We start from the raw sequence: 16,441 nt of genomic DNA, 5'->3' as shown, positions 1-16,441 counted from the left end.
GTCCTGTTGAGCCTGTCGAAGCGTGATGTTAAGGTCTTAATACCGATCTTCAATTCATGTTGCGTATTACCCTAATTTGTTACCTTGCCATTGTTATAAACAAGCCTATGCAAATGAAAAATATTTTAACCGCTGCTGTGGTAATGGCTTTGGGCTATACTGCTACATCTGGTAAGTATCACACAGTTAAATTAAATTCGGCAGAGCCTGACAGTGCAAATTATATCTATGACACTACTGTACGGGCGAAGTTGATATCAAATCAATTCAGTTTTACCGAAGGCCCGGCGACTGATAAAAAAGGTAACGTTTTCTTCACCGATCAGCCTAATAATCAGATATGGAAATATAGTACCGATGGCAAACTTACCCTTTTTATGGCCAGCGCAGGCCGTAGTAATGGTATGTATTTCGACAAAAAAGGCAATCTGATCTCCTGCGCTGACGAGCACGATCAACTGTGGTCGATTTCGCCGGATAAGAAAGTAACCGTTTTGGTAGCAAACTTAGACGGCAAGTTGCTAAACGGCCCTAACGATGTATGGGTTAACCGTAAAACAGGCGGCATCTATTTTACAGATCCTTATTACCAACGCGATTACTGGACACGTAAACAACCTGACATTGACGGGCAAAAAGTGTATTATTTAGCACCCGGAAGCAAAGTGCCGGTGGTGGTTTCAGATCAATTAAAAAAGCCAAACGGCATCACCGGAACGGCCGATGGTAAATACTTATACGTTGCTGATATCGGTGCTAACAAAACTTACCGTTTTGAAGTACAGGCAGACGGCACACTTAGTCAACCTGCATTGTATGTTAACCAGGGCAGCGACGGCATGACCATCGATAATCGTGGCAATATTTACCTGTCGGGCAAAGGGGTTACGGTTTACTCATCTGCCGGTACTAAGCTTGCACATATCGATATCCCTGAACCCTGGACCGCCAACTTGTGCTTTGCAGGGAAAAACAAGGATATTTTATTCATCACTGCTTCAAAAGCGATCTATATCCTGAAAACCAAAATGAAAGGGATAGAATAACCCAAACAAAAAATGTCTGATCAATTGATCAGGCATTTTTTGTTATTACTGCGCTTCTACGCGCCTTAGATTAACATTATTAAGCGGGTTTACCACCAAAGGGATTTTCTCAACCCGGGTTTCGCTGGTATCCAGCCCGAAAGCCTTGGCTTCGCTAAGCCCCCAACTTTTGATGGCAAAATAACTTTTCAAAATAAAGCCTTCGCTAACGCTAAACTCATTATTGTAGGAAAGGTATTTCTCCATAATCACAAACTGGAAGTCGGCAGGCAGGTTGTAGCTTCCCAAAGACTCGTACCTGCTGGTAATATCCAGTTCGCCGCGTTTGATCATGTCCTCAACTACCTTACGGAACAACACATTCACACGTGGGTTGATTCGGAAGCCCAGCCTGAACTCAACCCTTATTACCTTGTCATCCTCCAGTTCTTCAACCGAATATTCCATGGTAAAAGGTTCATCGGTTCGTTCTATATGTACAAACCAATACACATCTGCACGTTTAGGTTTGCGGCTTAATATCGAATAGATAATCTTTTGCTCTACCTGCTTGCTGTTATTGGCTTTTGTAAGATAGATAAGGTGTGTAGCATATTTAGGGATGCCCTGATCCTTACTCATAGAGTTAAGCATGGGGATATAATCCTTCAGATCCACAAACGACAGGAACCTGTTATTAATCTTACGCGCCCTGAACCAGATGTACATAGTAAAGATCAGCCCTACCTCAAACACCAGGAAGAACAACCTTTTAAGGATTTTTACCGCATTGGCCACAAAGAAAGAGAACTCAACTGACAGGAATACGCATAGGATGATAACCACCAGCCATAGCGGCCAATGCTTCACATATCGCATAAAATAGAACATCAGTATGGTGGTCATCAGCATGGCAATGGTAATGGAGAAACCATAAGCAGCTGTCATGGCCTCAGATGTTTTAAAGTAAAGCGTTACCGCGATACAGCCAAAACATAAAATCCAGTTGATGCTTGGAATATAGATTTGCCCACGAATGTTTGACGGGTATTTGATAGTGATCTTAGGCCAGAAATTCATACTCACCGCTTCGCTGATCAGCGTAAATGAACCACTGATTAATGCCTGGCTGGCAATAATGGTGGCCATAGTTGCAATAGCAACGGCAGGTATCAAAAATTGGTGCGGAACAATTTCAAAGAAAGGGTTTACCCCCGAAAAATCGCGATACTTATGCTGTGTAAGCACCCATGCGCCCTGGCCTAAATAATTAAGCACTAAAGCTGTTTTTACAAATATCCAGCTTACCTGTATATTCTTACGTCCGCAATGCCCAAGGTCTGAGTATAAAGCTTCGGCACCTGTTGTACATAAAAATACGGCACCTAATAACCAAAACCCTTTAGGGTGTTCGGTAAGCAAATGCCAACCATACATAGGATTAATGGCTTTAATAATTTCAGGATAGTGTGCTATTTGTATAGCCCCCAGGCTGCCCAGCATTACAAACCATATCAGCATGATAGGGCCAAAGGCCGCGCCAACCACGTTGGTGCCAAATTGCTGAAAGAAGAATAATAATACCAAAATGGTAATTACAATACCAATAATCAATTCATTACCGGGAATAAAATCCTTTGAAAATGCAGGCACCAGGCCTAAACCTTCAATAGCTGATGTAACCGAAATAGGGGGGGTAATAATACCGTCGGCCAGTAGTGTACCGGCGCCAACTATAGCAGGTATGGCCAGCCATTTGCCATAACGGCGTACTAAAGCATACAGGGAAAAGATACCACCTTCTCCGCGGTTGTCTGCTTGCAGGGTAATAAAGATATACTTGAATGTGGTTTGTAAGGTAAGTGTCCAGAATACGCAGGAGATGGCTCCTAATACCAGGAAAGCGTCTGACCGGCCGCCTTCTTTTAATAATGTCTGGAATGTGTAGAGTGGCGATGTACCGATATCGCCGAAAATAATACCTAAAGTTATAAGCAGCCCGGCAGCTGATAGTTTCCTGACGTGCGAGCTCATTTAACAGTAAATTTTAAGGGAAAGGGCAAATGCAATACATTAGTACTGCACAATAGCGTATGAAAAACAGATAATTGCATAAACAATAGTTTTCAACCGCTTGTCAACCCTTGTGCCACTTATATAGCTTAGGCTTTAAATGTAGTTTTAACGCATATTTTCAGGCAATAAAATCCCTGCAACCTTTTCATTTTGAAAAGATCGATTTTCATTTTGAAAAAATGAGCTCAGGCTAGGCCTGATAAGCCGGCAGGCTAAAGTAAAATGTACTGCCTTCGCCTATTGCACTTTCTACCCAGATATGCCCGTTTTGCGCTTCTATAAAGTCTTTAGAAATAGCTAAACCCAAGCCTGTTCCCGCCTTACTTTGCCCATCGGTCGGCACCTGGAAGTATCGTTCGAATAAACGTTTCTGATATTGCTCGTCAATGCCTTTACCAAAATCTTTCACAGAAAATATTACCTGGTTCTGGTGAGCGCTTACGCCAATAATTACTTTTGATTTTTCAGAACTGTAACGTAACGCGTTTGATAAAAAGTTAACCAGCACCCACGCGGTTTTCTCTACATCAACCTGCACCTTTGGCAATTGCGGTTGTGCTTCAACCTGCAAGCTAATTGATTTCTGTTCTGCCGGGAAACGAACTGAATTAAGTGCATAATCAACAATAGCAGCCGGATCTGACGGTACAAAGTTGAGTTGAATGTTACCTGTTTCTACCTGCGAAAGGTCAAGCAACTCACTGGTAATCTTCAACAACCGGTCGCTATCATCGCTAATGTGCGCTAACAGTTCTTTTTGCTGACTGTTCATTTCGCCTATACGCTGATCGTTCAGTAGTTTCAGGCTCATTTTAATAGCCGAAATAGGCGTTTTTAATTCGTGAGAAATGGTAGCGATAAAATTCGTCTTAGCCTCATCACGCTCCTTAAACTCGGTAATGTTGCGCAGCATATAAACCTTACCTGCCGATTTTCGGGAAATTACTACCCCCTCAGACTGCTGCCCGCTCATATTAGGAATCACGATCTCGCGGCTTTCTAATTTAAAAAAAGCTTCCTTGCCATTCAGTGCAATCTTAAACGGATTTGCGGTGTCTTTGCTTTCCAGTATCGATTTAAAAAGATCATTGCTTACTGTAAACTTGGCAGCAGGCTGGCCAACCAGCTTTTGCTCGTTAAGGTTAAGCACATTTTCGGCTACTTTATTAATGAAAAGGATCTCCTGCTTTTCGTTTAACCCGATAATGGCATCATCCATCTGTTCAATAATCGTCTCGATACGTTGCTTATCAGATAGTACCATAGCCAGGTTACTGTTTTCCCAGTCGTTTAACCTGGAGGCCATATCATTAAAAGCGGTGGCTACTTCGCCAAACTCGTCGTCCTTGTTAAAGCGTAAACGCTGGCTGTAATTTTTGTGGCTGATTTCGCGGATACCTTCAAGCAGTGCACGCAGCGGGCTGTTAATAATATCCGGAAAGTTTACACTAAAGCTAAACAGGATCAAAAATGTAAAACCGCCAACAAAACTTAAAAATATAGTTGCCCTGTTCACCGAAGCATGGGCCTTATCGTTCTTTTTAACAATGGCCTGCATGTTTAGCCCTTCTATGGTACGCAGGTAGTGGCGTATCTCGCGTTCATCACTCTGTAAAGCAGCAGCAGAAGATTCGCTTTGCATTTTTATAAATACGGCTCTCAGCGCAGCAGTAGCCTGGCTTTCGCCGGGTTCTGTAATATTATGCTCCTGCCTGGTAAGTTGCTTGTCAAATTCAGTAAGTGATGCCTTATCGAGCGGCAGGTTATGCTCATCCAAAATAGTACGCATACCCTTGGTATAGCTAAGGGTTTCATAGTTATTTTTTAAGATCACTTTCGCACTTTTTGATATATCCTGAATGTAGTACAGTGATGTTGCTCCAAAAAACAGCACCACGATAAACAGGAATGCGAAGCCCAGCCGGAGTTTATTTTTGATTTTCATGACGTTTAAATTTTATGATAGTATAACCAGGTCTATTTCTTTTTTGGCAAGGTGCTTCAACAGCTGATTAAATATCGCAGTTTTAATAATTACCTGAAACAGATTTAAATGCGGCTTACCAATGCAAATGGTCGTAATGTCGCGTTCATCTGCTATTTGCAAAATGGTTTCGGCAATGTTATCGCTCTTTAACTTTACCACTTCTGCACCAAGTTGCGTTGCCAATTTAAAATTATTGATGAGGTGGCGTTGCTTATCTAGTTTAATACGGTCGCTGCTTTCGCTGCTGCTTTGCACATACAGCACTACCCACGGCGACCTATAGTAAGATGCCAGCCTTGCCGTTTTGCGGATCACAATTTTTGCAGTTATTTCATTGGATGAGATACAAGCCAGAAATTTTTCGGGCCTAAGCTTGATCTGTTTGGGTATCTCAATATCAATTTTTCGCTCAACGTGATGCGCTACCTCCTTTAATGCCAGTTCGCGCAACTGCAGTATTTTATCTGCCTGAAAGAAATTCTGCAAAGCAGTATTCACTTTGCTTTTGTCATATATCTTACCCTCTTTAAGCCGGTCAATCAGTTCATCGGCGGTAAGATCAATGTTTACGATCTCATCTGTCAGTTCCAGCACCTTGTCCGGTATACGTTCGGTAATAGGTATACCAGTTATCGACTCGATCTCTTCATTCATGCTCTCGAGGTGCTGAATGTTTACCGCAGATATAACGCTGATGCCCGCCTCAAGAATATCTACCACGTCCTGCCAGCGTTTTATATTCTTGCTTCCCTCTACATTGCTGTGGGCCAACTCGTCGACTATTACTACCTCCGGGTGCCGGTTTAAAATGGCGTTCAGGTCCATTTCTTCCAGCTCTTTGCCTTTGTAAAAAATTTTACGCCTTGGTATTGCGGGTATACCGTCGAGCAGGGCATGTGTTTCGGCCCGGTTGTGTGTTTCTATATAGCCTATTTGTATATCAATACCATTACGCAAAAGTGCATGAGCTTCCTGCAGCATACGGTAAGTTTTGCCGACACCGGCACTCATACCTATATAAATCTTAAACTTTCCACGCCTTGACTTTTTTACAAGGTCGAGGAAGTTTTTTACTGATGTATCCTGCGGCTGTTGCTCTGCCATGATCTTTGTTAAAATGATACTGCTATACTTGCTGTAATAAGCGGACTGTTACTTACCGTAGCTCCGTTCTTTAAAAATACATTGTCTTTACTGCTATAATTTTTATACTCTAAACGTACCAAGGCATTGCTTATTGGTGCGTAATCTATATTAACCGAATACCCCGAGGTTTTAAACCCATCAGGTGTGCCTGTTACTATGAATATGCCATTCTTATCATGATAATATTCATATCTGCCAGCTACGGCCCATTGCTCTGCAAACTGGTAACGGCCTATAATTACAGGCGAAACAATGTGATTATAATCACTGCTTCCCTTTGCTTTTTCCTGCTGGCCGTAATCAAACCCGGCAGTTATGCCAAACTGTTTTGTAAGCTGGAACACGCCATATAAGTTATGGTATATCCGGCGTACGCCAACAGTATCTGCCCCCTCAACACCTAAATAATTACTGTAATTTAGAGTAATATCATCAGATGGTTTCCAGGTAAGCTGTAAGCCCCCTGCGGCCTTGTTATTACCATCCTGCCGCTGAATGCGCTGCCATCCGTTAAGATACAGCCCCGTGGCGGTAAAACTGCCGTCGTTAGTGGTGTATGATAACTTTGCCCCGGTTTCAAAGTACGGCGTATTATCAGATGCGATGTTGCGTGTAAGCACCCAGCAGTCTTTTGATACAGCGCTTTCAAACCCGATGTGCGATGCGAATACACCTGCATCCAGCCATAGGTTAGCGTTTTTTGCCAGCTTAACCCCGGCATTGGCTTCATAAATATTTTTAAGAACGCCCGGCTCTGCCGCCAGGTTGGCATTAGTGTAAGTGCCTGCCATAAAGGCCAGGTTTGCCCTTACCCTTTCATTATCATAATTGGCTTTTATAAATCCTAAATTCAGGTTCACCTCATTAGTCCGGTTATGTGAATACACAAAAGGCGGACGGTTATGATTTTCCGGCTTATTAAAATCAAAGCCATAGTAAAGCTCAGCATAACCACTTATGGTAAGCTTGCCTGTTTTTGTGCTGTCTTGTGCTTTTACACCAATAGCGATGCAACACAACACAGCTGCGTAAAGTAGTTTCTTCATCGAGTTTTTAAAGCTTCCCCCAAAGCTTTTTAACAACTTATTAATAAATATTCCCCTCCTTGCGAGGGGATGTTAAGAGGATAGTAAATACTATCCTCCTCTTTTTTCTTTCGTTACGAAGGATCAGTTCACGGACATCAGGCCAGCTTATTTCAGCTGATCTAAAGCGACGTTAAGTTTCAGCACATTTACTTTTGCAGGGCCAAATAAGCCAAGCAAAGGTTTTTCGGTATTGGCGGCAACCAGATTAGTTACTTTTTGTTCGTCAAGTTTCCTGAATGTGGCTACACGTTTTACCTGAACCCTGGCAGCCTCGGGAGAAATGTCCGGATCAAGTCCGCTACCCGAAGCTGTAACCAGGTCGGCAGGTATATCGCTGCGTTTTAAATAAGGATGGTATTTTAAAAGTGTATCCACACGGTTATTTACATTCTTTAAGTAGTCTGGGTTGGTTGGCCCTTTGTTTGAGCCTGCAGAACCTGCTGCATTATAAGCTACCGCTGATGGCCTGCCCCAGAAATATTGTGGCTTATCAAACTTTTGGCCCAGGTTGGCATAACCTACCACTTTACCATTTTCGGTGATGGTTTCGCCATTGCCACGTCCCTTTGAAAGTTTACCGGCAAAACTGATAATTACCGGGTATATGATGCAAAGCAACACAGTAAGCACTACTGTAAGCCTTATTGATGTGAGGATGTACTTTTTCATTTTTTTGTTTCTGAGTTGCGTGTAATGAGGTGTGAGTTCTGAGCCCTAATTAGTTTTATTTAATAACCTGACCTCACCTCTGATTATATAAATAGTGCTACAACAAGGTCAATTAATTTAATACCTATAAATGGTGCTACTACACCGCCGAAGCCATAGATAAGCAGGTTGCGGCGAAGTAATGCACTTGCTCCAATTGGTTTATACTCTACACCTTTAAGTGCCAGCGGAATCAGCAACGGAATAATGATTGCGTTGAAGATCACCGCAGAAAGTATGGCGCTTTCAGGACTGTGCAAATTCATGATGTTGATACTTTGCAACGCCGGGATTGATGCAATGAATAATGCCGGTACAATTGCAAAGTATTTAGCCACGTCATTAGCGATAGAGAAGGTAGTCAGCGTACCACGGGTAATCAGCAATTGCTTGCCTATCTCCACAATCTCGATCAGCTTGGTTGGGTCATTATCCAAATCCACCATGTTTCCGGCTTCTTTAGCTGCCTGGGTACCACTGTTCATGGCAACGCCAACATCAGCCTGTGCAAGTGCAGGGGCGTCATTGGTACCGTCGCCCATCATGGCTACCAGCTTGCCGCTGTTTTGCTCATGTTTAATGTAGTTCATCTTATCCTCTGGCTTAGCCTCGGCAATAAAATCATCCACACCTGCTTTTTGCGCAATAAATTTGGCCGTAAGCGGGTTATCGCCGGTAACCATTACCGTTTTCACACCCATTTTACGCAGGCGTTCAAAACGTTCTGAAATACCGGTTTTAATGATGTCCTGTAATTCGATAGTACCTAACACCTTTTCGTTTTGCGATACCACCAATGGCGTACCACCGTTTGAGGAAATGATCTTCACACGGTCTTCCACTTCTTCAGGGAAAGGGTTGCCAGCTTTTTGAGCAATATTACGGATGGAATCAAAGGCGCCTTTACGGATCCGTAAACCATCAGGTGTATTGATGCCGCTTGAACGGGTTTCGGCAGTGAATTTCACAAACTCTGAACCCTGCGGTGCTTTAGGTAAAGCAAAATGAGAAGACGCTAACTCTACAATTGATTTACCTTCGGGTGTTTCATCAGCAAGTGAAGATAACACACAGGCCGTGATCAGGGTATCAGGCTCGATACCTTTTGCAGGCCAAAACTGTGTGGCTTTACGGTTACCTATTGTTATCGTCCCGGTCTTGTCTAACAATAAGGTATCAATATCGCCAGCAGTTTCAACAGCCTTACCTGATTTGGTAATTACGTTGGCGCGTAAAGCACGGTCCATACCGGCAATACCAATGGCAGATAATAAACCGCCGATTGTTGTTGGAATAAGGCAGACAAACAACGAGATCAGCGCTGCAATTGTAATTGGCGTATTGGCATAGTTAGCAAATGGCTGCAGGGTAACGCAAACGATAATGAAGATCAGCGTAAAGCTGGCCAACAGAATGGTAAGCGCAATTTCATTCGGTGTTTTCTGGCGCGATGCTCCTTCTACCAAAGCAATCATTTTATCCAGAAAGCTTTCGCCGGGCTGGGTGGTTACCAATACTTTTATTTCGTCTGATAATACCTTGGTGCCACCGGTTACTGATGATTTATCACCACCAGACTCTCTGATCACCGGAGCAGATTCACCTGTAATGGCTGATTCGTCAATGGTAGCAATACCTTCAACAATTTCACCGTCGGTAGGGATGGTATCGCCGGCAATACAGGTAAACACATCGCCTTTACGCAGTTCGCTTGATGATTTTGTAACGACCTCGCCGTTTTCCAGAACCACCTTAGCCGGTGTTTCTTCGCGTGTTTTGCGCAGGCTATCTGCCTGTGCTTTACCGCGTGCCTCGGCAATGGCTTCCGCGAAATTTGCAAACAGTACAGTTAAGAACAGAATTATAAATACCGCCAGGTTATAACCGAAAGAACCCTGGCCATGATGTGAAAGGCTGTAAATGGTTACGCCAAACATTACCACAGTGCCAATTTCTACCGTGAACATCACCGGGTTGCGTACCATAGCCCGGGGATCAAGTTTTATAAATGATTCTTTCAAGGCAGTCTGCACCAGGGCTGGCTCGAACAATTTATTTGATTCAGATTTCATTTTTATATTTTTTGAAGCCCTCTTGTAAATCTCCCTAAATGGGAGACTTTAAGCCCTCCCTTCAGAGGAGGGTTGGGTGGGGCATTTTTTTATTTCATTGAAAAATATTCTGCCAGTGGCCCTAAGGCCAGTGCAGGGAAATAAGACAATGCATTTAATACAAGTATTACGGCGAAGGTCATGATACCGAACGTGGTGGTATCTACACGCAACGTACCGGCAGATTCGGGCACATATTTTTTCTGTGCCAGCAAACCGGCAATTGCCACAGGGCCAATAATTGGTAAATACCGGCCAAGTATTAATACAATACCGGTGGTCACATTCCAGAAAACGTTATTATCACCCAGGCCTTCAAAACCAGAACCGTTATTGGCGTTTGATGAAGTATATTCATACAGCATCTCTGAAAAACCATGATAGCCAGGGTTATTTAACCAGGCGGATGGTTTTACTGACCAGTTTGCATCCGGCGCTGTTTTAAAGACATAGGCTGAAAGTGCAGTGAATGCCATAATCAGGAATGGGCTCAATAAAGTGATCAGCGCTGCAATTTTAACCTCGCGGGCCTCCACCTTGTGGCCAAGAAACTCAGGCGTACGCCCAACCATTAAACCGGAGATAAATACTGCAATTATGAGATATATAAAATAGTTGAGGATACCTACACCGCAACCACCAAAGAAACCGTTAACCATCATGGCCAGCAATTCCCAGCAACCGGTAAGCGATGTCATGCTATCATGCATGCCGTTTACAGAACCTGTTGAAGTAACGGTGGTAAGCGTGCTCCAGTAAGCGGTTGCCATAGGGCCGAAACGTACTTCCTTGCCTTCCATGGAGCCGGTTGGCTGGCTGATATGCATTTTTGTGAGCATGGCGTTGCCGCCTGTTTCGCTGATGATAGACGGGATCATAAACATCATTACCCCTACCATCATCACCCCGAAAATGATCCAACTCAGCTTTCTACGGTTAATAAAGTAACCGAAAGCCAGTATCATAGCCACAGGAATAATAAACTGGGCAATGATCTCGGTCATGTTGGTCAGGTAGTTCGGGTTTTCAAGCGGGTGGGCAGAGTTGGCGCCAAAGTAGCCGCCACCATTTGTACCTATATGCTTAATAGCAATAAACTGTGCAGCAGGGCCGCGCGAAACGTTTACGGTATCGCCCTGTAATGAAATAAATTTATCCTTACCTGCATAGCTACTTGGCGTACCGTTAAATGCCAATATCAATGCTACTATTGCCGAGAGTGGCAGTAATACACGGGTAATAGATTTAACAAAGTACTCCCAAAAGTTACCAATGTTGGTTGTAGTTTTATCTTTAAATGCTTTGAACACTGCTACTGCTGCAGCCATACCTGTTGCACAACTGGTAAACTGCAAAAACATAAAAATGAATTGCTGGGTAAAATAAGTTGCCCCGCTCTCGCCGCTGTAATGTTGCAGGTTACAGTTAACCACAAAGCTGATAATACTATTAAAAGCAAGGTCTGGGGTTTGGCCTGCGTTACCATCAGGGTTAAGTGGTAATTTATCCTGATAGATGAGTACAAAAAAACCATAAACCAACCAAAGGATATTAATGGTCATCATGGCTTTCAAAAACTGTTTCCAGTTCATGGGTTCATTCGGATTGATGCCCGAAAGCTTATAGATGCCTTTTTCGAGTGGTTTAAAAAAGTCGGTCCACACTTTTTCGCCGGCATACATTTTAGCCAAGTACTTACCCAGCGGTATGGCGATTACAAGTGTGATGATGAACGAGGCAAGAATGCCCAGAAATTCGGTGTTCATAGCAAAGTCAGATTAGAATTTTTCGGGTTTTAGCAGCACGTAGATCATATAGATGAATACGGCTATGGAAATGATGAATAAAGTCAGCATAACAATCAGATTTTTTCGAACCAGTCAATTGATTTAAAGATGATCCAGCAGAGTAATATCAGTGCAAGGAAGAGATAAAGCGTTAGCATAGTATTGTGTTTTGCTGCCATTTGCCAAACGCAATGCCATTATACATCAATACTTTAATAAGTAGTTGATTTTCAAATAATTGATATGGAAACACATGCATTTAGACGGGGTTATAAACAAAAAGACCTTACCATTTTGGTAAGGCCTTTTTTCAAATCAAGATTGTTAATATAATATGTCGATTAACCCTTGGATGCTTCGACAGGCTCAGCATGACACTGCACAATGGTTTATATGTTTGCTTTTGAAGTGTCACCCTGAGCTTGTCGAAGGGTATAGAGAAGGCTTGCCATTCGTGCTTCGACGGGCTCAGCATGACCCCAGATAGCGCCTTGTCACCCTGAGCTTGTCGAAGGGTATAGAGAAGAAATTCGCACCATGCTTCGATAGGCTAAGCTTGAGAGCCGCACTATAATTACTGGTTTCTGGTCACTCGCATCTGTAAACTATAGCATAAATTACACGCTTTCAACACTGCAAATGAGTGCGCATATCTATTTTTTAGCTATGTTTGCTACCGTTAAATACCTTTTGAGTTTAAATGCTGAGCATTAACGAGATCAAGAAACCTATAGCGGCCGATATAGATGTGTTCGAAGAAAAGTTCAGGTCTTCGATGCAAAGCTCAGTACCGCTGCTCGATCGCATCACCCATTACATTGTAAAACGCAAAGGCAAGCAGATACGGCCGATGTTCGTTTTTTTTGCTGCCAAATTATGCGGCGGCATTAACGAGTCTACACACCGTGGTGCAGCCTTAGTGGAGTTATTGCATACTGCAACCTTAGTGCATGACGACGTGGTTGATAACTCATACCAGCGCCGTGGCTTTTTCTCTATCAATGCGCTCTGGAAAAATAAAATAGCCGTACTTGTTGGCGATTACCTGCTTTCAAAAGGTTTACTGCTTTCGCTGGATAATAATGATTTCCAGTTACTGAAAATTGTATCTGAGGCAGTGAAGCAAATGAGCGAGGGTGAGTTGCTGCAGATTGAAAAGGTGCGCCGGATGGACATCAGCGAGGATATCTACTATGAGGTGATTCGCCAGAAAACGGCTTCGTTAATTGCATCATGCTGTGCCTGTGGGGCTGCGTCGGCTGGAGCAGACGCAGAGACCATTGAAAAAATGCGGCTTTTTGGTGAAAAGGTGGGCATTGCTTTTCAGATCAAAGATGATATGTTTGACTTTGGTACCGACGATGTGGGCAAACCACTGGGTATCGATATCAAAGAAAAGAAAATGACCCTTCCTCTGATCTATTCGCTTAATACAGCTACAAATGCCGAAAAACGAAGAGTGATCAGCCTGGTAAAGAACCATAACAACGATCCGAAAAAGATTGAAGAAATCATCCGTTTTGTAAAAACCACAGGTGGCCTGCAATATTCTGAAACCCAAATGAGAAGGTTACAGGATGAGGCTTTTACCATATTAAACACCCTGCCAGATAACGATGCCAGGCTCGGCCTTGAGCAATTAGTGCGTTTTACCACCGAAAGAAATAAATAATGGCCAGCGAAATAGAATTTATAGCCGGTTTTTTAGTGTTCATTGCACTTATGCTGGCTATTGACCTGGGCCTGTTTAGTAAGTCGGACAAGCCGGTGAGCATGAAGCAGGCCGGTATCATGAGTGCGGTATGGGTTGCTTTGGCTTTAATATTTTACGGCTTAATCTATCGTTATGGGCACCTGCTGCATCATATAGATAGCTTCGAAGCTTTAAAGGAGATCAATCAGCGGCATTTACACAGGCTAAAGCTTAACCCGAACGATTTTGAGGGTAGCCTTGCTTTATACCGTAAAAACTTATCACTCGAATTTATTACCGGTTATATTGTTGAATACGCACTTTCTGTCGACAATATTTTCGTGATGATACTTATTTTTTCGGCTTTTGCAGTTGATCAGCGGCATTATCATAAGGTATTGGTATGGGGTATTATAGGCGCGGTAATCATGCGCTTCCTGTTCATATTCATTGGTTCGTCGCTTATTGCCAATTTCCACTGGATTTTATACCTGTTTGGTGCATTCCTGGTTTACACGGGTGTCATGATGTTTATTAACCGTAACAAGGAAGACGAGATTGACCCGCAGCATCATCCTATTGTTAAGTTTGCTTCAAAATACTTTTCGGTACATCCGCAGTTCTCGGGCAATAAGTTTTTTGTCAGGATCAATGGTAAAAAAATGATTACCCCGCTACTTCTTGTGCTATTGATCATTGAGGTGACAGACCTTGTGTTTGCAGTAGACTCAATACCGGCAATATTTTCGGTGACGAAGGACCCATTCATCGTCTTCTTCTCTAACATATTTGCCATACTGGGCTTACGGTCAATGTTCTTTTTGCTGGTAAATATTATTGATAAGTTTCACCTGCTAAAGGTGGGATTGTCAGTCCTATTAGCATTTATCGGCTTAAAGATGCTTGCAGGGGAGTATGCCGAAAAAGTTGGAATAACCACTGCTACATCACTGTATATTATTCTTGGGATATTAGTTATCAGCATTGTTGCTTCATTGATTTTCCCGAAGAAAGAAGAAGCGGTATAGATATAAATAGTGTGTCATCCTGAGCAAAGCGAAGGATCTTATCAAATTAGATTCCTCACATACGTTCGGAATGACAAACTTGTTATTTTACTTTCTTAGCAGATATAGTCAATAGCTTCTCTCCATTTATCTTACTTGCCTTAACACTTAAAACTTGCTAACTTGCAGGCAATGCATTTGTTCGACTTCAGCTTTCTGAAATTCAACTTCTTTAGCGCGCTTGATATTGTTTTAGTGGCTATTATTATCTATCAATTGTACAACCTGATACGTGGTACCATAGCGGCTAATATCTTTATCGGTCTGGCCATCATCTGCATATTGTATTTTGTAGTGCGTGCCCTGCACATGCAATTGCTTACAGGTATCCTGGGCAATTTCATGAATGTGGGTATCATCGCAGTAATCGTAGTTTTTCAGCAGGAGATCAGGCGGTTTCTGTTATTGGTAGGGAAGAATGCCTCCTTGCAGCGTAACAAAGCCTGGTGGCGATATTTTTTCGGTAAGGCAGAAACTGAAAAAAACAACTACGCACGCATTAAGCCTATTATTGATGCCTGCAAAAGCCTTAAACAAACCCGTACCGGGGCATTGATCGTTTTTGCCAGATTTTACGACGAACAATTTTTTCAGAACAGCTGCGAGGTTTTAGACGCCAAAATATCCAAGCGCCTGCTCGAAAGCATATTCCAGAAAACCAGTCCGCTGCATGATGGGGCAGTTGTAATATCGGGCAATAAAATCCGTTCGGCCAGTTGCATTTTGCCACTGACAGATAATACCGACCTTCCCCCGCAATTTGGTTTGCGCCACAGGGCAGGGATTGGCGTAACAGAAAACAACGAAGCTACCGCTATCATCGTATCTGAAGAAACCGGCGAGTTATCTTATGCCAAGCATGGCCGGGTTAAAATGGATATCAGTTTCGCGGAATTGGAAAAACTGCTGAACAAGGATTTTTAAAAACGTGTAATCGCGTATGTTTAATTATGCAGAAGTAACTCCTCAAAGTAATTTCAGCAATTACATAAGAAAATTCTGGGTTCTTGATAATCTTAATCATCCTTTAATTTCAGAAGGAAGGTATACGCTTCCCAACGGTTGTTTCACTATTGCATTTGTAAGTGGTCAGGGTATTATTTGGGAAAACAATGCTGGAATTAAGCACATCGGTGATGGTATTTATTTAGTAGGGCAAACCACCAAAAGGCTTAAAGTATCATTGATGCCTTATACAAAGGCAATTATGGTGCAGTTTAACCCGTGGGCGATATCGCTTGTTACAAATTTGCCTTTGAACGAAATCACAGATCGATATGCTGATCTTAAAGACATTAATAATGCTGCTTACTTGAAATTTATGGATGCAGGTAAACTGGATGTAAATGCTGTTGAAGCGAAATGTTATGACGTTTTTGGTTCATTTTTTAATAACAGCACTGCAAATTCAACTTTAGTACAGGCTTTATGCCTGCGGTTATCCGGCGATCTTTTAAATCCTTCATTAAAGATGGATGATGTTGCCAATTATGCAGGATATTCAAAAAGATATATAGAGAAGAAATTCAATGATCATATCGGTATGGCGCCTCAAAGCTTCCGGTCTATTTTACGTATGCGCAGCCTGGTTAATGAGCTGGATAAAGACAAATCACTTGCTGAAGTTTACTATAAATATGGCTATTACGATCAGTCGCACTTTATCAAAAGCTACAGCAAAATAATGGACAGCCGGCCGACAAAGTTTGACAGCCACCAGTACATACTTCCTTTTTCAAATAATACGTAGTTC

At 42.6% G+C, this 16,441-nt stretch carries 13 protein-coding genes; 5 read left to right on the top strand and 8 right to left on the bottom strand.

Going from position 1 to position 16,441, the window contains the following annotated elements:
- The first annotated feature begins 113 nt into the window (after positions 1-113).
- A complete protein-coding gene (locus PQ461_RS18735; protein WP_274207064.1) occupies positions 114-1,046 on the top strand; it encodes an SMP-30/gluconolactonase/LRE family protein in 933 nt (310 codons plus the stop codon).
- A 45-nt stretch (positions 1,047-1,091) separates the two neighbouring features.
- Here PQ461_RS18735 and PQ461_RS18730 read toward each other — a convergent pair whose 3' ends face one another.
- The 8 genes from PQ461_RS18730 to kdpF all read right to left on the bottom strand — a co-directional run bounded on the left by PQ461_RS18730 (position 1,092) and on the right by kdpF (position 11,997).
- Positions 1,092-3,059 carry a KUP/HAK/KT family potassium transporter gene (locus PQ461_RS18730; protein ID WP_274207063.1) on the bottom strand — a complete coding sequence of 656 codons (1,968 nt, stop codon included), beginning with the start codon at positions 3,057-3,059 and terminating at the stop codon, positions 1,092-1,094.
- Between the two features lie 232 nt (positions 3,060-3,291).
- On the bottom strand, positions 3,292-5,046 hold the full coding sequence (locus PQ461_RS18725) for a HAMP domain-containing sensor histidine kinase (RefSeq protein WP_274207062.1): 1,755 nt from the start codon (positions 5,044-5,046) through the stop codon (positions 3,292-3,294).
- Positions 5,047-5,058: 12 nt separating this feature from the next.
- Positions 5,059-6,192: a universal stress protein gene (locus tag PQ461_RS18720; protein ID WP_274207061.1), complete on the bottom strand. Its 1,134-nt coding sequence runs from the start codon at positions 6,190-6,192 to the stop codon at positions 5,059-5,061.
- Positions 6,193-6,200: 8 nt separating this feature from the next.
- Complete coding sequence (locus tag PQ461_RS18715) at positions 6,201-7,280, bottom strand: porin (RefSeq protein WP_274207060.1); 1,080 nt, start codon at positions 7,278-7,280, stop codon at positions 6,201-6,203.
- Between the two features lie 147 nt (positions 7,281-7,427).
- Positions 7,428-7,991: a K(+)-transporting ATPase subunit C gene (locus PQ461_RS18710; protein WP_274207059.1), complete on the bottom strand. Its 564-nt coding sequence runs from the start codon at positions 7,989-7,991 to the stop codon at positions 7,428-7,430.
- A gap of 83 nt (positions 7,992-8,074) precedes the next feature.
- Positions 8,075-10,102, bottom strand: coding sequence for a potassium-transporting ATPase subunit KdpB (kdpB, locus tag PQ461_RS18705; protein WP_274207058.1), 2,028 nt, complete (start codon positions 10,100-10,102; stop codon positions 8,075-8,077).
- An 89-nt stretch (positions 10,103-10,191) separates the two neighbouring features.
- Positions 10,192-11,907: a potassium-transporting ATPase subunit KdpA gene (gene kdpA / locus PQ461_RS18700; RefSeq protein ID WP_274207057.1), complete on the bottom strand. Its 1,716-nt coding sequence runs from the start codon at positions 11,905-11,907 to the stop codon at positions 10,192-10,194.
- 12 nt (positions 11,908-11,919) lie between these two features.
- Positions 11,920-11,997 (bottom strand): K(+)-transporting ATPase subunit F, encoded by a 78-nt coding sequence (gene kdpF / locus PQ461_RS21255; RefSeq protein WP_173272533.1) that lies wholly within the window; start codon positions 11,995-11,997, stop codon positions 11,920-11,922.
- Positions 11,998-12,628: 631 nt separating this feature from the next.
- Here kdpF and PQ461_RS18695 point away from each other — a divergent pair.
- From PQ461_RS18695 to PQ461_RS18680, 4 genes are all read left to right on the top strand, one after another.
- Entirely contained in the window at positions 12,629-13,600 is a 972-nt protein-coding gene (locus PQ461_RS18695) for a polyprenyl synthetase family protein (RefSeq protein ID WP_274207056.1), read from the top strand.
- Positions 13,600-14,649 (top strand): TerC/Alx family metal homeostasis membrane protein, encoded by a 1,050-nt coding sequence (locus tag PQ461_RS18690; RefSeq protein WP_274207055.1) that lies wholly within the window; start codon positions 13,600-13,602, stop codon positions 14,647-14,649. Before PQ461_RS18695 ends, PQ461_RS18690 begins: the two co-directional genes overlap by 1 nt.
- A gap of 171 nt (positions 14,650-14,820) precedes the next feature.
- Positions 14,821-15,612: a diadenylate cyclase CdaA gene (cdaA, locus tag PQ461_RS18685; RefSeq protein WP_274207054.1), complete on the top strand. Its 792-nt coding sequence runs from the start codon at positions 14,821-14,823 to the stop codon at positions 15,610-15,612.
- 16 nt (positions 15,613-15,628) lie between these two features.
- Positions 15,629-16,438, top strand: coding sequence for a helix-turn-helix transcriptional regulator (locus tag PQ461_RS18680; RefSeq protein ID WP_274207053.1), 810 nt, complete (start codon positions 15,629-15,631; stop codon positions 16,436-16,438).
- Positions 16,439-16,441: the final 3 nt, after the last annotated feature.

The organism is Mucilaginibacter sp. KACC 22063 (assembly GCF_028736115.1).
Taxonomy (GTDB): domain Bacteria; phylum Bacteroidota; class Bacteroidia; order Sphingobacteriales; family Sphingobacteriaceae; genus Mucilaginibacter.
This window is presented reverse-complemented; position numbering and strand designations above follow the sequence as displayed.